Origin of the sequence: uncultured Sanguibacteroides sp., assembly GCF_900543425.1 — a bacterium.
GTDB lineage: Bacteria > Bacteroidota > Bacteroidia > Bacteroidales > Marinifilaceae > Gabonibacter.
Genome location: NZ_UQRQ01000012.1, coordinates 74,667 through 95,587, shown reverse-complemented (window position 1 = coordinate 95,587; position 20,921 = coordinate 74,667). Strand labels below are relative to the sequence as shown.

The window sequence follows — 20,921 nt, the reverse complement described above, 5'->3', positions numbered from 1 at the left end:
GCAAAACTACTCTTATAGAATTTTTTCGCTACCGGAGGGGAAATAAATCTTACCGGTAACAACCTATGTCTCACTTATATATTGATATACAACTCGTGAAATATCAGCTATGATTTGAGAAGTCTCTTGTATGGTTTCCGCGGAGTCTTTTATAAAAACGGCAATCGTGTATCTCTCTCCGTTTGGCAGATATACAAAACCCACATCATTGATTCCAATAATTTGACCTTTAGCATTAAGGTCTCCTGTTCCCGTTTTATGGCCAATAATTGCTTTTGTTCCCTCCAAAGGAAAGGGTAATCGGTCTTTTCCGGTCTCGCAGGTAATCATCGCCCGTTTAATAAAGTCCTGATACTCTATATCGAACAATGCCCGAGTAAGCAGCAATTCTATGACTTTGGCCGCTTCAAGCGGAGTACTCCAATTTAGATAGCAGGTATTCACGTCTTTATGCATTTCATCTTCAGTTACTTCAATGGAAAAATCCCGGATACCCAAACTTCGTATATATTTGTCGGTTGCTTTTGTCCCAACGGTTTGAGCGAAAAGAATATCACATGCATTATTATCGCTTAAATGTAATGTGTATTTCAACAAATCTTTAATCGAAAGAGAGATTTCTCCTTGGGGATATTTATCACGAAGCGGACTATATGTATCAGGTTTCAGATCGGATTGCCGAATATAAACAAACGTATCGAAAGACAACTTCTCTTTTTGACAATAATCAGCAACAGCCAAGGCTTGGTACAGTTTAAATACACTCATCATAGGATACTGATAATCATTGTTTACCGTAACCGTATCCCTGCCGTTAAGAATAACGGCTATACCGACCTGTGCTCTCTTTCCGGCGATCACTTCCTGCAATTGTTTTTGTAACTTTTCATGTTCTGCCTTTACCATTACCGGCAAAACAAGTAAACTTAAAGTAAACCACAAATCTTTTAACCTCATAAAATCATTTTATGTTATTCAGTAATGCCCAAAACTACACCCAATTTTTATTATATACAAGATTCGATTTCCCAATCTACAAGCGAAAAATGGCTCGATTAATACTCAAATAATAATTATTTATTTTTTACAAAATACTATAATTAACATCAATATACATGTTACAAAATAGTTTTTTTTAAGAATTTCCCTATCTTGGAGCAAACTCATTTATTAAATTTAATTTATTTACAACAAATAGCTATTAATGATTCCGAAATAGTTCGGATCATAACCTTTAAAATCTTGAAGCTATGGAAGCAGATATTGTCAAATACCCTGCCATATTTTAGTAGCCGTTTATCAGGCGATACTATTGACATATCAAATTCTTAGGGATTCCAATGGAGTACCGGGAAAAACGAATGAAATTGAATTTAAAGGTATTGCTGACGAGACTGAATTTGTCCGTATAGCATGCCCTAAGCATGGCATTCACGAGATGCAAGCGATGCCTGGACAGCAATTTATAATAAAATGCTCTTGGATACAGGAATATTAAAACAATACAAAATAAATAGTCTACCAATCTACTAATTTACAATAACCATGACAGGAATAAGATTCTATTATTTTATTATTTTAATCGTGATGACAATATCTTGCCAACAGCAACAACGCATTGAAGTTAATTTTAAATACGATGATGAGTCTAAGATGCTTCTTATTCCTGTCATTATTGATTCATCTACTCATATGTTCAATTTTGACACAGGGGCAGCTGGATCTATTATTGCAGATTCCAATGCTTTCGGATTAAAAATCAACAAAAAAGATAGTGCTATAATCGTGTGGAGCATTTTGGACAAAAAGATTCCCGCATACTATACGTTTCCACAAGCTCATTTTATTTTGCCACTCAAAAGAAAAGTTAAATTTTTAATTGAGCCCAACATGGGTAGGTCCGTAATTGGAACAAATATCATAAAACAGTTTTACTGGTGGTTTGATCTGGGAAAAAAGAGACTAAAAATTTCAAATAGGCGTTTTGAAATTGACGATTTAGAGAAGTGGTTAAAAATACCTTACAAGTATGTCAAAGGAGCAATGACTATTGATGTTGTAATCAATGATAGTATTCAAATGGGCGAATACACTTTTGATACGGGTGCTGGACGTAATAGCGCCGATCATGTGCCCGTAATTCTTATGAACGAACTTAAAACCAGCGAGCAAGGGAAAGCGATAGAATCCAAAATAAACAAAACGAATATAACTTGGACACAAATAATAAACGATGGGTTTGATAATAATCGCGGAGGCGTATTTGTCTGTTACGATACGATAAACATACTGGGACATCATTTTTACCATTGTGCCATTTCAATTCAGAGGAATGATCATATGAATGCTAAAGACGGGTTAAAGCTTGTCACCTTAGGTTTTATCCGCCAATTCAGCCAGATGTACCTCGATACCCGTAACAACACGATATATTTAAAGCCATGAAAAAAGTATATTAGTCAAACAACGGGATATTACAGACTGCGGAGCCGCCTGTTTGGCGTCCGTTGCCGCATACTACGATTTATATCTATCCGTTGCCAGAATACGACAAATCGCCCACACGGATCGCCAGGGCATTAACTTCCTTGGGATGGTCGAATCCGCCCAGCAATTGGGATTTGCCGCCAAAGGGATTAAGGCCATAGAAGAGGTTAAAGGTAAAAAAGAGTAGTTTATATAAGATCCCACTTCCGGTAATTGCATACGCCATCGTTAATCAAACTCTATTATTACCTATATCTCAAAAAATCCCACGATCACGTATCAAGGGAATTTTTACAAAGTACGGTGTGATTTTACTCCTAAATACCTTGAATTGAAAAATGGACACAAAGGATATATAAAATACGGAATGAATGCAAGTTGCCGTTTTATTGTTGCACGCCGTAGTGTTTTTGAACTACTATACGACAAAATAGAAGATTGGATAAATCCTTTAAACAATAAAAAAACAGCTGACATTTCCAAGAAAGGCAGATAAAACGACCATATAAAACAGAAGCTTTTCTTTCACTACCCTCCGTTCTTATTCCTTCCTCTTCACTTTTAATTTTTGGTCACAGTTTATGATTTAACTCTTTGTTTGTAAAGGTATATTGCCAGGCAGACATCACCAAAGCATTAGGAGGAGTTGAAAACGGAGAAACAAAACACATGCTGCACCAAGCGTTACCGCAAAAAGAAATGGCATGGGACTAGTCCCTATTTAAACTGCACTCTGCATCGCAATGGGAGCAAGAAGTACCGCCGTAGTCGTATTACTGATAAACATGAGGTCGTAAAATAAATCCCTGCCATCATAAGCATAAATATCAATTAATGTTTTATAATTCGTTACTATGTTTATTGCAAAATAAGAAACAATCTTCTATTTATTTTTGATTTTTAATTAAATTGCAAACTATCAACTACTTAACATACAAATCACATCATTCTTTCGTTCTTTGTTCTTGTTATAATAAACCAGATATTAACACAACCGAAACAACCCTTATTATTTTGTACTTCTCTAAAAGTATATATATTTGCACTCTGAAAAATAATGGATGATCCGAAAGACAAGCCAAAACTATTGAAGTCCCTTTCCGAACCGCCATTTTCAAAAATCTTTACAGCATTATTACTATGAAAAATTTATATTTGACAATATTTTCTATTCTCGCTTTGTGTGCCGGATGTAATTCCGATGACAATGGTGACGACAATAAGCCTCAAGATGAGTTACAAATAACATTATACGACGAAAACAAAGAGGCGATCGCTTATATTGATTATAAAGACGAAGCGACAATATATACATTTGAGGGAGAACCTGTCGCTTACATTGAACCGAAAGAGCAGGTCTATAGTTTTAATGGCAAACTCTTGGGATGGTATTCGGATGGAATTCTATATGACAATAAGACTTATCATGCCGTCGGTGCAAAACACGGAATTGTAAAAGGGGGAATTAATACCGTAGTCACACATCCCGAAAAAATAAAAGGCGTTAAACAAGTTAAACCGATCAAGCCTGTCAAAGGAAATGACTTTACCTCTCCCGTCCTGATAGATAGCTGGAGCGAAACGACCCTTACAGATTTTTTCGATATCGGGAAAAAATAAAAATTCACCGCAATAAATTTTTAATACAAGAATTTCATTTTTCCAGAATATATTATTGTCTCCTCCTCCATTTCAATTATTAAGACTCTCAATTACTTAATCCCTTGTTAATTGCAGAGTGAAGATTTTTAATTTAAAATCGTAAACATTTTAAGACAAGACATTATAGTTAAATACAACAATCCGTAAGATTGGTAAGAAAACCTGTAATTCATCTACTACCCGGTTAAAAATAACACCGTAATTTTGTAATGTAAAAAATTAATACGACGAGGAAGTATCGTCTATTGTAATCAGAAAATTATTGTGACATCCGCCTGAATGCCCGATAAAAGTAATAACATTAATAAAAATGACTATGAATCGAAAAACGATTTTTACAGCCATACTGATGTCGGTATCATACTTTGGCACTTATGCACAACAAGTCAAAAAAGAAAAAAACATACAAAAAGAGAGGACGTTCCAACAGATGTTCCAGCAAGGCGAGAAGTTACCCGCAGAATTTTCCAAACATTTTATTGATCAGACCTATCTTGCACCGTTAACACGAAATAAAACCCTTAATGTTCCCGTATCAAACATCAGTTCGTCACACACAACTGCTACTCTATATCGGTTGTCCGCATACACTCAACGCGATTCCCTGTTTAAACAAAGTAATACCTGAAAATAAATAGGAAAAATGGAAAACAAGAAAAAGAAAGAAATAGACCGCCGTGACTTCCTGAAAATATTGGGAACTGCCGGAGCCGCAATAACCGTAACCGGACTGCCCGGTTGCGGAAATAACAAAAACAGTTCCGCCGACAATATATCAGGAGAGAAACAACCGGGTGAAATGACCTATCGCACCCATCCGACCAACGGAGACCGCGTATCGATTCTTGGCTACGGTTGCATGCGTTGGCCTACAATCTCCAACAGTAGTGCCCGGGAAAATGGTGACGAGATCGATCAGGAAACCGTCAACGAACTGGTCGATTACGCTATTGCCCATGGGGTAAACTATTTCGATACGTCACCTGCCTATTGCAAAGGACGTTCGGAACATGCGACGGGCATTGCACTCAGTCGTCATCCGCGCAACAAATATTTTATCGCTACCAAATTATCGAACTTCGCCCCCTCCACCTGGAGCAGAGAGGCATCGATTGCCATGTATCGCAACTCGTTAAAAGAGTTACAGGTTGACTACATCGATTACCTATTACTGCATGGCGTTGGAATGGGAACCGGCATGAAAGAGTTCGAAGCACGCTACATCGATAACGGAATATTAAATTTTCTACTCACGGAACGGGAAGCTGGACGTATCCGTAATCTCGGATTCTCTTATCACGGGGATATCCGTGTGTTCGATTACCTACTCTCCCGGCACGACGAAATCAAATGGGATTTCGTGCAAATTCAGCTCAATTACGTGGACTGGAAACATGCTAAAGAGGTGAATACCCGCAATACGGATGCCGAATATCTTTACGGAGAGTTGGAAAAACGGAGTATTCCGGCCGTTATCATGGAACCGTTGCTGGGCGGACGTCTTTCAAATGTACACGACCATATCGCCGCCAAATTGAAACAACGCCGTCCCGAATCGAGCGTCGCATCCTGGGCGTTCCGCTTCGCCGGTTCGTTTCCGGGTGTACTAACCGTTCTGAGTGGTATGACCTACATGGAACACTTGAAGGACAATTTACGCACCTACTCGCCGCTCGAAGAACTGACCACCGAAGACAAAGAATTTCTGGAGGAAACGGCTCAACAACTGCTCCGTTACCCGACCATCCCCTGCAACGACTGCAAATACTGTATGCCGTGTCCTTACGGGCTGGATATTCCGGGCATTCTACTCCACTTCAACAAGTGCATCAACGAAGGCAACATGCCATCTTCATCACAGGACACGAACTACCGCAAAGCCCGCCGGGTATTCCTTATCGGCTACGACCGTTCCGTTCCGCGTTTACGGCAAGCCAATCATTGCATCGGCTGTGACCAATGCAATCCGCATTGTCCACAAAACATTAACATACCTGCTCAGATGCAACGCATTGATAAATTCGTCGAGGATCTGAAACAAGGACGGGTATTCTAAGATGAATATAATAATACGACTCTGAAAAAACAACAAGCTATCGATATATTATAAATTGAAAAAGTGCCGCTTTACTAACGGCACTTTTTTCAGGACATTTTATTCTTTCTCCAAAACCTATCGGATAAAAATCGAACAGCAAAAGAAACATAAAACAGTAATTTTACTATAAAATCACGCTATAACTGTTTTATCATTTCAAATTGCTTTCCTTGTATATCTATATTTCTCGCCTTTAGGAAATCCGTGATCGAAGGTGATAAAATATCCGTATTTATGATTTTCACTGTATCATTTTGATTTAATTTAATCATTTCATGAAGTAACACGGAAGCAATTCCTCTCCTTCTGTATCGTTTATCGACCGCTATTTGGGTTATATCTCCGGAAGCAGGTTCAAAAACACAGTAGCCGACAAGTTTCTCTCCAGTAAAGACGCCCAAACAAACAAAATCATCGGTAGCTCTTTGGATGGATTCAAAACTATTCTGCCAGGATGGGGTAAAATCCCAAAATTCAGGAATAGAATCAAACTCCTCAAGATCAATTTGCCTAAGTATACCGGAGGTATTCGAATTTTTAACGTCATCTCGAACATCCTCATTTTTAGCAATAAAATAATTAAATTCACGGGTCACCTCGAATCCGAGATTCCTATAAACAGAAACAGCCTTTGTATTGTGTTGCAACACCTCCAGCAAATATTGCTTAATCCCCATTTTTTTTAAATACGGAATGGAATAGTTAAAAACCTCCGTAGCCAACCCTTTTCCTCTATAATCTTTCAAAGTCCCGGTACCCGTATCGTAAGCCGTTGACATCCCACCGAAATTTCCGATACCATTAAACGTAAAAGCAACGATTTTACCTTTGTCAAAAGCGGCAAAAGAGAGTGTAGGATCATATCCCCGCCTTTTTAACATGGTTTGAAGCTGCATCCTATTTAGCTGAACCTCATAATCGACAAAAGCCTGATAAAATGCTTCAAACACAGTCTCAAAGTCCGTCTTTCCAAGAGATTTTATTTCCATATCGTTACTTTTAATCGTACGTTAAAATATATAGCACTTTACCCCCGTCCCCAAGTGCTACCCAAGTGCTATTTATCTTCCAGGTAGATCCATTTTACGGCATCGGCATAGATATTAAAATCCGAGGCGTTGGATTTATCACTTAAAGTAACCACGTGTTCTCCGGGTGTCAATTTAAAACGTCCCAATGATATCCATTTCCCTTTTTCCGCTTGCCAACCGATATTAACATCCAAGGGAATCTCTTTCACACCCTCGTCACACGTGACCGTGTAATACTGAAATAACTGAATGATATTAGTAGGAATTGAATTTCTCAAGTTATATATATAGCGCTTACACGTGAAACAAGGGATGGGAGTCATATAAACAAAAACTTCATACATCCCCGTCTTTTCTATTGAAGCATGCCATTCCACGCTAAAATCACCCCTACCTGCTTTCTTAGATAAAAAACCCTCCGTGATATCACCGTAAGCGTAAAAAGGTGCGGCAAAATAAGTCCACTCAGGAAGCTCTCCGGTATACGGAGAACTACCATCAATAGTGATATATCCTTCTTCCCGTTGACCGAGTAAACGACCGAGCAACAAGCGGGATCTCGGTTGTATCACCCGGAAGCCCTCGTCATCCTCGTTGACAATAATCTCGTTGGCCGGAGGTTGAAAATAACTAAAGGGTAATTGCTCTATCCGCTGTGTAGTGTCAGTAGTAGTAGAATTTTCATATACATATCTTATTCCCGGATTATTCCGGGCTATATTGGTAATTAAATCAACACTAAAACTCATCTGTTCTCCTATCCATTCTATTCTCTGCCCCTCACTCTTTTTTACTAGAAAATTTTTCCGTTGAATTCCTCTTGTAGAAGCGTAATTAAATGAAATGATTCCATCCACTTCTCCAACATTATATATACTTACCTGCACTTTATGGCGTTGATTACCTATACCATCCTCATTTGCCCCAGGCTCGATTATCTTAGTCATTTTAAAATCTCTTATGATATATGCCGGAAGTTTATTTCCCGAATACCATTGCGGTAAAAATTCTGACAAATCAATTCCAAACTTCTGTTTATATGCAACATTAAGTATTTCAAAATCAACTTGTTCAAATGTATGCTGCCCGACAAAATCAATCAGGAACTTGTTCAATTCCTCTGAAGAAGAATACAACAAGAGTATATCTTTAAGCTGATCGACTTTTATCCCGAACAAATCATTCAACCAAACTGACGGAAACGAGGTATCTAAAAGAGCATCTGAGAAACTATTTTTAGAAAGATAGTATCTTACACTAGAGTTATCAATTACTCTTCCTATAGCATTATGATTTGTAAGTCTCATGTATTCTTCAAAATCAGCCATATAGGTCATCTGATTAAACAGAACATCAAGCACCGGGTATTCTCTCGAACGAAAACTAATCGTGTAGTCATAATAAAGTGGAAAATCGGTATATGGATTATTCTCGAAAACGTATAATAATTTACCATTAAAAATTTGTTTCTCTTTTTTGATAAACTTGTTCAACAGGTTATCAGATTGAATCTTAACCACTTTACTACTAAATAACATCTGCCAAACGATTCTATCTAATACCCTTACTTCACGCTCGAATTGCGTGTACTCTCTTCTACCTGCCATCCGATCATCTTCTCTCATCCGAGTAACCTCTTCTTTAAAGTTCGGGAGAGGTATACCGATCATCTGCTCAGGAAAAAAGTACATCTCCGGCTGCACGTACCCGCTTCCATTCCGAGAGACCCGGTAGAAACTACAAAACGAGAGCGGGGTCTCCACAAAAAGATAACGATCGAAAGGGTAAGACTTCCCGTGTCCCGCTTTTGAAAAAGAAGAAATCACCCCAGGGAGTGAATCCGGCACGACCTCCAAACCGTTAAAGTAATCACCGTGTCCCGGGTAAACATAATAACCGTACTGCACCGAATCCACCGGCAACATATCGCCCGTGTAAGTACCTACCACCAGCAATAACCCGACAAGAGGCTTTGTCGAACGGAATAAGGTAACATCTCTTTCCTTGGACGACGCTCCTTGAGAAAAAACAGCCTTGTCCCCAGTGCCGCTTACCTTTAGCGTCGAATTGAAAAAATGTTTATCAACAGCGTATACATTCCCCGGGTTAACCGGGGGTGTACATACCGGGTACCACAAGCATTCTGGGGTGAGAAGAGTGTAAGCCTCTCCCAAGTAAGCGAAACGCTTCCCGAAACGACACGTGAAATCTCCCCGGTCCGAAAGATCGAAAAACGTTTTATCCGGGATGTCCACGTGACATACACGTTCATCGATCTTTCCGCTGTAACGTATATCCACCTCGCACTCTTCCCCCGCCGCCAAACCGCCAGAGAGCAGGAGCACCTGTTCATCTCGCTTCCACGGGATATCCTTCCCGTCGACACGTGCCGATTCTAATTCTAAAGAAGGATTCAGGTAAAGAAGAAGATTCTCCACGCGTTCCTTGTTTTGATTCCGAACACGTAAACGACAATTGACAGACAATCGATTTCCACGAGACTCGTAATCCATATCCAAATCGAGCAGGGTGACTTTGGGGTAGGAATTGTAATGGACGTATACATCACGATAGAGACGACGAGCCTCGACAGCACCTTGATATCTTAGATAAAAAGTCATGCCGCTACCGACTCCAAGAACAAAACATATCACGCAGACAAACCTCCATAAACGCTTCTCCCGTGCACTATTCGGGAGACGGCGGGACAACACCACCGCGGCGCTAAAAAAACCTATACCACACAACAACCAGCAAAACCGGTGAAAAAAATAACCCCACGGGTCAGGGAAACCGACCATATCGGAAAATATATTGGGTACATGACGGGCAAAAGGATCAAACAAGCCCTGGCATGCATCCGGCAAGAGAACGACGGTCAGCAATAAATACCCGATTAAGAGAATAAAAGAAAAAAGACGGTTACGGGTTAAGTATACCACGAAAAAAGAAAAACCCGTCAAAAAGATCGTGGTCGGTACAATATAAGTAAAAAGATAAAACAAGGAATACCACCCGTTAAAAGCCAGTTTACTGGCAAATAAATTAACGAGTATCCCCAAGAACAAACTTATCGCACCGAAAAACAAAAAAACAATGACTATACCTAAACTCATACCACCCGTGCAAGAAGCGTTACCCTGTGCACGGGAATCGATAACGGCAAGAGTATCCAGCTTGCGGTTCCTGTAAATATAATTACCCGAGAGGTACAATAAGGGCAATACCTGCAAGAGATTAAAGAACCAGGCGTTGGTCGCGGGAATAAAAGAGGGAAGCATCGAGTAAAAATTACCACCCGTACCGGAAAAAGTACCCTGGGTATTCAGTTGATAAATTAAAGTCGTGACCAACAGCGCCAAAAACAAAAGCCATAAAATCCAATCACGAAATAGTAATTTCACCTGGTAACGAACTATCGTGAAAAGGAAGGATAATGCCATAATCATAAATTCTTTATATCACAAATACACTATTAACATGAATCATAAATAGCACTTTAACCCCGTCCCCAAGTGCTATTTATCTTCCAGGTAGACCCATTTTACGGCATCGGCATAGATATTAAAATCCGAGGCGTTGGATTTATCACTTAAAGTAACCACGTGTTCTCCAGGCGTCAATTTAAAACGTCCTAAAGACACCCATCCTCCTTTTTCCGCTTTCCAATCGATATTTACATCCAAGGGAATCTCCTTTACTCCTTCGTCACATGTAACCTGATAATATTGAAACAACTGAATGGTATTAGTAGGAATTGAATTCTTCCAATTGTACACAAAACGTTTACATGTAGAAGTTGGTATTGGAGTCATGTAAACAAAAATTTCATACATTCCTGATTTTTCTATTGGAGCATGCCACTCCACGCTAAAATCACCCCTGCCGGCTTTTTTAGACACAAAACCCTCCGTGATATCTCCGTAAGCGTAAGAAGGTGCGGCAAGATAAGTCCACAAAGGAAGCTCTCCGGTATATGGAGAACTGCCATTAATAGTGATATATCCTTCTTCCTCTTGTCCATACAATCGCCCGAGTAATAAACGGGATTTTGGTTGTATCACCCGGAAACCGTCATCATCCTCGTTGACGATAATCTCGTTGGCTGGAGGCTGAAAATAACTAAATGGTAATTTTTCTACCCGCTGTACCGTATCACTGGTAGTGTACCCTTTTCGAGGAGCAACACTTCTTGCTTCCGGGTTATTCCGGGCTATATTGGTAAGTAAGCTCATATCATATCCAACTTTATCCTCAATCCATTCAATTCTCTGTCCCTCCTGTTTTTTTATCATAAAATTTTTCCTTTGAGGTCCTCTATCTGTATAAAAAGCAAATGAGACAATTCCGTCAACCTCTCCCGTATTATATATACTTGCCTGCACTTTATAACGCTTATTATCAGCAAGATTTTCTGTCATTCCAGGCTCTACGATCTCTACCATTTTAAAATCTCTTATGATATATGCCGGAAGTTTATTCCCTAAATACCATTGCGACAAAAATTCTGCCCAGTCAACATTAACCTCTTGTTTATAGGCGATATTGAGTGTTTCAAAATCCACCTGCTCGAAGGTATGTTGACGGACAAAATCAATCAGGAACTTGTTCAATTCTTCTGAAGAGGAATTAAGCAAAAGTATATCTTTAAGCTGGTCGACTTTTATACTTAACAAATCATTTAGCCACGTGGAAGGAAATAACATGTCTGAAAGGGCATCAGAAAAACTATTATTAGAAAGATAGTGTCTTACTCGAGCATTATAAATTACTCCTGAGATTACGTTTGGATATACAACTCTTAGGTGCTCCTCAAAATCGGCCCTTCCGACCATCCGTTTCAACACGGCATCAAGCACGGGATATTCTCTCGAGTAAAAACTAATCGTATAGTCATAATAAAGCGGAAAATCAACATATGGATTATTTACAAAATGTTCTTTCTCTTTATTACTAAACATATTCAACAAATTATTAAGTCGAATTTTTGTATGAAATAACAATTGATTAACAGTTCTATCTAATATTCTCATTTCATATTCGAATAGAGTAAGTATTTTTCTGCCTTTTACTCGATCTTTCTCTCTCATCCGATACATCTCTTCTTTAAAATCTGGAAGAGACATTCCGATCATCTGTTCCGGAAACAAAAACATTTCCGGTTGAACGTACCCGCTTCCATTCCGGGAAGCCCGGTAAAAACTACAGAAAGAGAGTGGTGTTTCTAAAAAAAGTAAACGATCGAACGGATAAGACTTCCCGTGTCCTGTTTTTGAAAAAGAAGAAATCACTCTCGAAAGAGAGTCAGGAACGAGTTCCAAACCGTTAAAGTAATCCCCGTGTCCCGGATAAACATAATAACCGTAAAGCACGGAATCCACCGCTAACATCTCTCCCGTGTAAGTACCCACTACTAACGACATCCCGACAAGAGGTTTTGTCGAACGAAATAAAGTAACCTCTTTTTCTTTAGACGGAGCCCCTTGAGAAAAAACTGATTTTTCTCCCGTGTCACAAACTTTCAGAGTCGAATTGAAAAAATGTTTATCAACGGCATAAACATTCACCGGGTTGACTGGAGGGGTACACACCGGGTACCACACGCATTCCGGGGTTAGAAGCGTGTAATCTTCTCCTAAATAAGCGAAACGTTTCCCGAAGCGACACGTGTAGATTCCCCGGTCCGAAAGATCGAAAAAGGTTTTATCCGGGATATCCAAGTAACATAACCGTTCATCGATTTTCCCACCGTAACTTATTGCGATATCACACTTCTCGCCAGCAACTAACTCGTGATCAAGTAGGATAACTTGCTCTTCTCGTTCCCAAGAAATATCTTTACCATCTATCCGTACTGATTTTAATTTTAAAGAAGGATTCAGGTAAAAAAGAATTTTCTCCACGCGTTCCTTGTTTTGATTCCGAACCCGTAAACGACAATCGACCGACATTCGATTTCCCTGTGGCTGATAATCCATATCCAAATGGAACAGGGTGACTTTAGGATAGGAATTATACTGAACGTATACATCTCGATAAAGACGACGAGCCTCCACGGAACCTTGATATCTTAAATAAAAAGTCGTACCGCTGCCGGCACCGAAGATAAAACATGTCATGCAAACAAGTTTCCATAAACGTTTGTCCTGCGTGTTATTTGGGAGACGACGGGACAACACTACCGCCGCACTGAAAAAACCCACGCCACATAAAAACCAACAAACCCGGTGAAAAAAATAACCCCATAGGTCGGGAAAACCGATCATATCGGAAAAAGTATTAGGGATATGACGGGCAAAAGGGTCTAGTAAACCTTGAAATAGATCCGGCAAAAGAACAAGAGCCAACGACAAGTAAATCAATAAAATAACAAAAGAACAAAGACGGTTACGGGTTAAATAGACCACGAAAAAAGAAAAGCCTGTCAAAAATATCGTCGTTGGAAATATATAGGTAAAAAGATAAAACAAAGAATACCACCCGTTAAAAGCCAGTTTACTGGCAAACAAATTTATAAGCACTCCCAAAAACAAACTTACCGCTCCAGTAAACAAAAAAATCGTAACAAGACCCAAACTCATCCCACCAATATAAGATGCGTTACCCTGTTCCCGGGAATCAATAACGGCAAGGGTATCTAACTTATGATTTCTGTAAATATAATCTCCCGATAGATACAAAAAAGGCAAAACCTGCAACAGATTAAAAAGCCAAGCGTTGGTTGCGGGAATAAAAGAAGAAAGCATCGAGTAGAAAGTACCTCCCATGCCGGAAAAAGTACCCTGGGTATTGAGCTGATAAAACACGACAGTAACCAAGATTGTTAAAAACAAAAGCCATAAAATCCAATTACGAAATAATAACTTTATTTGATAACGGAAAACCATTGTAAGAGAGGTTAATGTCATAATCATAAAGTTTTAATATTTTAATTTATACGGTTTATCAAAATTATGATTATAAATATATACCCATTTTTACTATCACAATAAAATGTTTTAAATAATCGGCCAACCCCACCAAACCGATTATATTTATTATGCCTGAAATACAGTTATTGTCAGTACTACTTGAATCTCAAAACGAAAAGACCAGTTAGTTTCCATATCTTTTTGGTATCCCGCAATTGTAATAACTATATTATGCACTCCTGGGGTTAACCCCTTGGCAGTAAATTTTTTTATATAATCTTCTAATTTTCCTTCTGTAACTTCTACAGATGTTATCGCTCCTGCAATTTTAAACGTTAATCCCTCTAGCTTAAAACCTGAGGCAGGCTCTAATTCAATTAAAACCTCTCTCTCAGTACCTTCATATAAACTAAAAGCTGTTGGCCTAGCTGTTGCGTCCGGAGGTAGTGGAGCTTGCGCCTGTACTTTATTAACGCCAAAACACAACAAGAACAAACAAATGGTCATTAAAGTAATTTTATTTTTCATAATGTTAGATTTTTATGTTAGTAAATTATTTTGTGGAGTTTATTGTAAGTTTTGATTTAGTTCATAAAAAAATTCCCATCATTTCTAGAACTCTAGAACAATTGCTATTATCATTAGTGATAATTTGGCAAATTTATAAAAAAAATATAACAAAACAAACTATTTATTCGGAATACTTTAGAATTTAACCCTTTACACCTGTTTACCAATCTTTGATTTACTATATAAACTATCTATTTTAATCTCAAAATCACCTAAATCTCTCAATCCTTTAATTCCAAACCGTCAATTTACAATCTGCCATCTTCCCTATTTGTTATTCCCAAGATTATTTCCGAGATTTGTTCGGGTGTTAACCTCACGTGTAAGGAATAATTTAGAATCATAATGATAAAGCTGTTTTTCGAGTATCTGGCGACCAGGCGATACAAAGAGAATGATTTGTCGGACATTACCTGGGCATTATGTCATGCCTGTCCGGATTTTAAACGGATTTTTATTCATTTCTTTTTTCCCGATTTGGAGATAGACCTGATCGAATACTTCGAGAGGGAGACAAGGGATGACGACGAGGGGGACAGTCGGGTCGATTTTTTAATCAGAATAAAAGGGGACGACAAACCCTTCTTAATCGAGGTTAAGATTGGAGACCGGAATCATCATTTCGGCCAATATGAAAAAGCATATCATGTGGGTAAAGAGAGACTCGGGTACATCACCAATTACTCGTTACATATGAGTGGGTATATGACCAAAACATGGGAGATGTTTTTCGATGAACTGGCCGAACAGATAAAATATATTCAGGAGGATGATTCCCTTAAACTTATTAACGGCTACTCTTCCTATCTTCAGAATGTTTGCGGCATAATAAAATTCAATAAAGCTATGAAATTAGACGGTATGTATTCTCTGTATCAGTTGATGATTGAATTACGTAAATTAATCAACCGGTCAGAAGAAGATTTTACGTTAGAACTGTATTCCGATAAAAACGGGAACAGAAATGGAGTTCAGGGACTTTATTTCAGGATTGATTATACTACGGGTAAAATCGCTCCGACTTGGGCTTGGATCGGGATCTATTACAACAGAGAGAAACCTTTAATTTGTATCTCATTTTCAAAAGATGAAGGGTGGGGAAAACCCGTTCACGATATCCTGTCCGGATCAACAAAAGAAAACGGTATATACACTATTACTCCCTACGAGGAGGGTAATTCCTATTGGTTCGAATTATCGGAAGAAAAACACGAAGAATTTGAGGCGGTTTCATTACAGGAACAACGGGAACTATTAAAAAGCTTTATGGATGAAGTGATCAGGTATCCGCTTAATATATTAAAATAAAAACATCAGAGATATTGGAAAAATTGATCGCAACGATTCCGAGGGATTACGTGTCGTTTTTTAAGGAAAACAAACCCATCATACAAATGGAAGCTACCGGCAAGTCGTTTGAAAAGCTCCTTAACACGTTTATCAACGACTTCAAACATCCATTACTAATGATTGTGTCTACCTTAAAATCCCTCCCGGGATATGCATGAAATAGTTCATATATCCATCAGCCTCATAAATGGTATTCACTTCTGTCAGGTGCAGAACATAAATTTGAGGGCCGACGCTACGGGAAGAATTCTCCGACAACTTCTCCCACCCCAGTTCAAACATCGTATTCAAAATGTCAAAGACAATGCCATCGCTTCCCGATAAGCAAAATTTACGAATCTCGACACCTTCCGTCTCATCCTTATAAACAAGGGTTAAATAAGGTTTGTTGTTTTCAATTGCAATCTTATAGTTACCTTTTAGAACAGGGTCTCCCACAGGCCCGTTAAAGTCCTCCGCTTGGTCAAACAGGTAAAATTCTTTTAGATCATTCTTCACGAGAAATAGATCCGTCTTTGATTTAAAAAACGGAAGATCACTATTAACCAGTACAAAGCCCAAATAAGAATCCGTTATTTTTATTTTCAATTTTACCGTCTCTCCCACCCTGTTATCCGTTACCGAGAGAACCGTCTCACCCTTCTTTTTCGCGTTAATAAAAAGATTATCCGTATTTAAACTGATAGAAGCATCCAATAATTGAGGATTTTCCACATCAATCGTGTAATCTCCGCTACCATCTACAAAAGAAATACTCTCCCTCATGCCCATTCGAACCTCATAAGAAGAATCAGAAAATCGTATGGGATACACCTCTTCTGTTTTTTTATCATCATTACAACTAACAAAACAGCTTGTGAACAAAAGCATAAAACACACTCTCGATAAATGACCCCATTTCATAATAAAAATCTTTTAATACAGCAAACTACATTTCACTTTAAATACCCAAAATATCCCATCGCTACGCCCGGCAAATATAAAGATTATACATCGTACCGACTCTCTTTATACATTAAAATTCCTATTTTATATACTTTAATTATCCCCAAAAAGAGTCCGGGAAATGAATTCCCGGACAACCTTACTATATAAACACAAATACTAAAAAATCAATCGTAAGTAAAATTGTCTAAATTGCCATACTTATAAATAGCGTGAACAACTTTACCTAAATTATCTACACTATGCAACACTTTCACTTCCCGGCCAAGCAGGTGATCGGCCACATCAAAAATAAAGAACTTACCGTTTTCAAGAGCAACACCTAAATTTTGACACGTCTTATCAGCGCATAGAGAAACGATTCGTTCTCCTTCAAAATCTTTATAAAGATTTGTCTTATTCGTCGCCAGATCGAGATAATAAAGTTGATCGGAATTAGCTCCGGTTGTAAAGAAAATATAAGGACGCCTTCTGAGCAGGAAATAAAGACTTTGCTCGTTAAATAACCCATTACCTGTGGTTTTCGGTTTCTCTATCTTCATGACTTCGAGTCCTCCGCCCAATATATACTGGACCATATATTGTTGAAGCTTATATTGATTTTGCGGATCTTTAAAAATAGAGACAAACTCGCAAGTCTGTTGGCCCTCCAAATAAGCTCCCGTGTAAACCATCTTGTTCTCTCCGATATTATTCAACGGTATTGCTTCTTCCGGATAATTTTTACAATACAAATCCGTTAGTTTACCCGCAAGACTATTATTTCTCGTGAGCGAACCGACAAGACGATTGTTGGTCTCATCAAATAAAACGGTAAACTCGGCCCTCGACTCGGCCACGGAGATCAAAGCCCCGACCTTCAGCTCCTTACCGTTATCCGCCAAAGGAAGAGTACTGTAACGATTGGTATGCAAACTGCCGGGATTGGCTTTACGACTGAACACCCTGCCGTCTTCGTTCAGAATATAGTTGATATATCCGGCATAGGAAGCATCCACCGGAGCAAAATTTTCCGGCAACGTTTCCCCGATAAACTCCTGTTGAGTCGTCACCTTTTTCAACAAACTTCTTCCGTCTATCTCCACGCATCCTAACCCTCTACGCTGAATAACAAGGACTTCAGATATACCGCTATTCGTGGTATAGTGTTCAACCATTTTCAGGGGTGTAGAACCCAACTCCTCTCCATTTAGCTCCTGATAAAAATCGACATAATCGGTATACACCCCGTCTTTTTCCTGAATATAACAATACTCTGATTTCCCACTTCTATCGTATAATACCATCCATCCGGTCTCATAAGGAGTAACTTGATCCACACTAAAATTAACAATATACTGACAATTCGTTATTGTATCGACAACGCGAAATTCTCCGTAAGTTTCTCCTAATTTCGACCAGGTAGCATTACAATTCCGGGACGTGGATATCAACTCGGACGCCAAATACCATTCATATTTAAAATAAGCGGTATCCTTGGGATTCTTAAACGTTATCTCAGGTTCTATCACGATTGGATCCCCCATAATCAGGTTGGGAAAATACTTTTTGGGCAACTTAACCGTCACCTCGTTGATATCCTTATAATCATAATTTCCCTTATCATCGTAACAGGATTGTAGAAATAAAATTCCTATCATCCAATAGAATATAAATTTAATTTTCATAGACCAACATTTTAAAGTTTAACCAATAACAGGCACATTCATGTTATTTCCGTCTTCGTCAATGACGGGAGTCCCCGCTTTTTCCATTTCCAACAAATAGTATTTAAAAGAGCGAGCCAGATACCATATAGTATCAGACGACAAGTCGGTCAGATCACCTACTCCGGTTACCTTCATAAATTCCCGAAATTTCTTTTCGGTATAAGGTCCCAGGTAACTGTCTATAATCGTCTGATTCCACCATTCCGGTGGAGCGATAATATCACTAAAACGGATAACATTCCGGGTATACTCGTATTGTCCCGGCAAAAAAAGAGCATTCTCTTCGATCTTCAATACAAGTCGCACGCTCTTCTCCCTTAAATCGGCGGCATTATTGATTTTAACATATACCGTATCAACGACCCTATTGGCCCGGAAAAGAAATTTCTCCGGAAAAGTGTAATGTCTGGATTCAACGGTACTGTTTTTCGTATCCACCGATAACTTAAATTCCCTGTCATAATTCGCCGTATTTCCAATCAACTTAATTCCGATAGGAACGGTAAGAGAAGTTGAGTCCGGATAATAGAAAAAAGAATAAGTTATTGAATCCGCGTAACTCTTTTCAAAGAAAAGGTATTGTTTAGTGGTATTAAAAACCTCTATCTCATCTTTTGAGCAAGCTCCGATCAATAGAATTCCGATGATGTAACAAATATATTTTTTCATGATGTCATTGTTTTAGTAAATAGTCTCGATGTCCGGTAAAGGAAGTACAAACTTGTTTCCCATCTGAATTTGCTTTTTACCATCTAAAACAGGACGATTCAAACGCTTATACATAAAAAACAACTGTCCCTCTCCTATAAAATCTTTTCGGGCATCGTACACCAGTTCATCCATAAAATTAGCCTCTGTCATGGTATACGGAATATCCGTCTTACACCCCCGGGCCAAACGTAACTCATTCAACAAATCTATTGCTTGCTTTTTATCCGTATCCACCAAACATTCACACATGATATAATAGATTTCACTTAACCGGATGTAAGGAATAATCGGTCCCTGATAATTGTTCACGTTATTTATTTTTTCATCCGCCCGCATGTATTTCAAAGCCTCCTGATGCCCTTTATTATTACCTGTAATCAAATAAACCAACCGATAGTCGTCTTCGTTCCCCTCGAACATCTCCGCTACATTCTTCAAAGGCATCTCTCCCCGTTTGTTGTAATACTCCTCATATAGATCCAGTAGCTTTGAATTATACAGTCCTAAAATAATCCCGTCATATAATTTTCTGGAACGTTTCAGGATAGAACTTGTAATATCATTAGCCGGAGTCAACCTCAGATGATCGTAATAATTGTATTTCTGAACATAGGAATCATATATATAACGGGCATGTTTATAAGCATTCGTCTTATCTCCCGCGTACAGATATACCCTTGCCAACAGCGCATCGGCTGCATACAAATTAAACCGGGTTCCTCTCATCTTGAAAAACATATCTTTATCCGTCATCAAATTCCCGGAAAGCCGTCCGGAAAGCCGCTCGAGATCTATATTCAAACTATCGTGTGCGGCAACCAATCTACGAGCCTTTAACAAATCGTCTATTACATGCCCGAGAAAATCGTCTACCGTGAGATAAGGTTCAGACGTCGAAGGATAAATCGTGAAATAGGGAATATAATTCCCGGAAGGATTTGTTGCCGGAGCCGGAGCAAACAACCGGAGCATGTCAAAGTGAAGCATAGCCCTTACGCCCAGGGCCTCTCCTAAAATTAAGTCCCGTTCCTCTTCCCCCAATTCAAATTTTCCCGGTTCTATATTGTTAATATTGGTAATGATGTTATTACAGTTAGCAATCGCATTATAGGTGTTTAACCATATATCCGAGATAATCGTATTGACCGAGGCATTTTCATAATCATATTCCATCGCAGCCTTATACTCGGTAGAAATAACGGGATCGTAATATTGCGAGATCGCACTCAGAAATCCCCAACTCAACTCTCGACCGTAGAGTTTCCCTTCTGCCAGATTGAGATATATACCGTTTAACGCATTCCGGAATCCCTGAGCTTCACTCAACAGGTAATCCGAATCGATCTCGTCTTCCGCATCCAAAGAGAGCCAACTGTTACAGGAGTTTGCCCAGAAAAGGATCGTAAGCAAATATAAAATAGTATATCGTTTCATAGTCTATCTATCA

At 38.8% G+C, this 20,921-nt stretch carries 15 protein-coding genes and 1 pseudogene; 6 read left to right on the top strand and 10 right to left on the bottom strand.

Annotated elements, in window-relative coordinates; genetic code table 11:
- Positions 1-63: 63 nt before the first annotated feature.
- Complete coding sequence (gene bla, locus QZR76_RS08580; protein WP_294142233.1) at positions 64-957, bottom strand: class A beta-lactamase, subclass A2; 894 nt, start codon at positions 955-957, stop codon at positions 64-66.
- Between the two features lie 588 nt (positions 958-1,545).
- Here bla and QZR76_RS08575 point away from each other — a divergent pair.
- Positions 1,546-2,445 (top strand): hypothetical protein, encoded by a 900-nt coding sequence (locus QZR76_RS08575; protein WP_294142231.1) that lies wholly within the window; start codon positions 1,546-1,548, stop codon positions 2,443-2,445.
- Positions 2,446-2,452: 7 nt separating this feature from the next.
- Entirely contained in the window at positions 2,453-2,674 is a 222-nt protein-coding gene (locus QZR76_RS08570) for a cysteine peptidase family C39 domain-containing protein (protein ID WP_294142246.1), read from the top strand.
- 415 nt (positions 2,675-3,089) lie between these two features.
- Here the strand turns inward: QZR76_RS08570 and QZR76_RS08565 are convergent.
- Positions 3,090-3,309, bottom strand: a pseudogene (locus QZR76_RS08565) (SLC13 family permease); the annotation flags it as partial.
- Positions 3,310-3,627: 318 nt separating this feature from the next.
- Between QZR76_RS08565 and QZR76_RS08560 the strand changes: the two are divergent.
- The 3 genes from QZR76_RS08560 (at position 3,628) to QZR76_RS08550 (ending at position 6,205) form a co-directional block, all read left to right on the top strand.
- Positions 3,628-4,107 carry a 4-fold beta flower protein gene (locus QZR76_RS08560; protein WP_294142229.1) on the top strand — a complete coding sequence of 160 codons (480 nt, stop codon included), beginning with the start codon at positions 3,628-3,630 and terminating at the stop codon, positions 4,105-4,107.
- A 358-nt stretch (positions 4,108-4,465) separates the two neighbouring features.
- The gene (locus tag QZR76_RS08555; RefSeq protein WP_294142228.1) at positions 4,466-4,777 is read left to right on the top strand and encodes a hypothetical protein; all 312 of its coding nucleotides are present in this window, start codon (positions 4,466-4,468) and stop codon (positions 4,775-4,777) included.
- A gap of 15 nt (positions 4,778-4,792) precedes the next feature.
- Entirely contained in the window at positions 4,793-6,205 is a 1,413-nt protein-coding gene (locus QZR76_RS08550; protein WP_294142226.1) for an aldo/keto reductase, read from the top strand.
- A 179-nt stretch (positions 6,206-6,384) separates the two neighbouring features.
- On the opposite strand, the gene QZR76_RS08545 is transcribed toward QZR76_RS08550, so the two are convergent.
- The 4 genes from QZR76_RS08545 to QZR76_RS08530 all read right to left on the bottom strand — a co-directional run bounded on the left by QZR76_RS08545 (position 6,385) and on the right by QZR76_RS08530 (position 14,717).
- On the bottom strand, positions 6,385-7,236 hold the full coding sequence (locus tag QZR76_RS08545) for a GNAT family N-acetyltransferase (RefSeq protein WP_294142224.1): 852 nt from the start codon (positions 7,234-7,236) through the stop codon (positions 6,385-6,387).
- Between the two features lie 68 nt (positions 7,237-7,304).
- Entirely contained in the window at positions 7,305-10,727 is a 3,423-nt protein-coding gene (locus tag QZR76_RS08540) for a hypothetical protein (protein WP_294142222.1), read from the bottom strand.
- Between the two features lie 69 nt (positions 10,728-10,796).
- Complete coding sequence (locus QZR76_RS08535; RefSeq protein WP_294142220.1) at positions 10,797-14,192, bottom strand: hypothetical protein; 3,396 nt, start codon at positions 14,190-14,192, stop codon at positions 10,797-10,799.
- A gap of 123 nt (positions 14,193-14,315) precedes the next feature.
- Complete coding sequence (locus QZR76_RS08530) at positions 14,316-14,717, bottom strand: hypothetical protein (protein ID WP_294142218.1); 402 nt, start codon at positions 14,715-14,717, stop codon at positions 14,316-14,318.
- A gap of 387 nt (positions 14,718-15,104) precedes the next feature.
- On the opposite strand from QZR76_RS08530, the gene QZR76_RS08525 reads away from it, so the two are divergent.
- The gene (locus tag QZR76_RS08525) at positions 15,105-16,067 is read left to right on the top strand and encodes a hypothetical protein (protein ID WP_294142215.1); all 963 of its coding nucleotides are present in this window, start codon (positions 15,105-15,107) and stop codon (positions 16,065-16,067) included.
- A gap of 168 nt (positions 16,068-16,235) precedes the next feature.
- Here the strand turns inward: QZR76_RS08525 and QZR76_RS08520 are convergent, their stop codons facing one another.
- The 4 genes from QZR76_RS08520 to QZR76_RS08505 all read right to left on the bottom strand — a co-directional run bounded on the left by QZR76_RS08520 (position 16,236) and on the right by QZR76_RS08505 (position 20,908).
- The gene (locus tag QZR76_RS08520; protein ID WP_294142213.1) at positions 16,236-17,012 is read right to left on the bottom strand and encodes a hypothetical protein; all 777 of its coding nucleotides are present in this window, start codon (positions 17,010-17,012) and stop codon (positions 16,236-16,238) included.
- A gap of 209 nt (positions 17,013-17,221) precedes the next feature.
- Complete coding sequence (locus QZR76_RS08515; protein WP_294142211.1) at positions 17,222-18,721, bottom strand: PKD-like family lipoprotein; 1,500 nt, start codon at positions 18,719-18,721, stop codon at positions 17,222-17,224.
- Positions 18,722-18,739: 18 nt separating this feature from the next.
- Complete coding sequence (locus QZR76_RS08510; RefSeq protein ID WP_294142209.1) at positions 18,740-19,432, bottom strand: DUF4843 domain-containing protein; 693 nt, start codon at positions 19,430-19,432, stop codon at positions 18,740-18,742.
- Between the two features lie 12 nt (positions 19,433-19,444).
- Entirely contained in the window at positions 19,445-20,908 is a 1,464-nt protein-coding gene (locus QZR76_RS08505; RefSeq protein ID WP_294142206.1) for a RagB/SusD family nutrient uptake outer membrane protein, read from the bottom strand.
- Between the last annotated feature and the right edge of the window lie 13 nt (positions 20,909-20,921).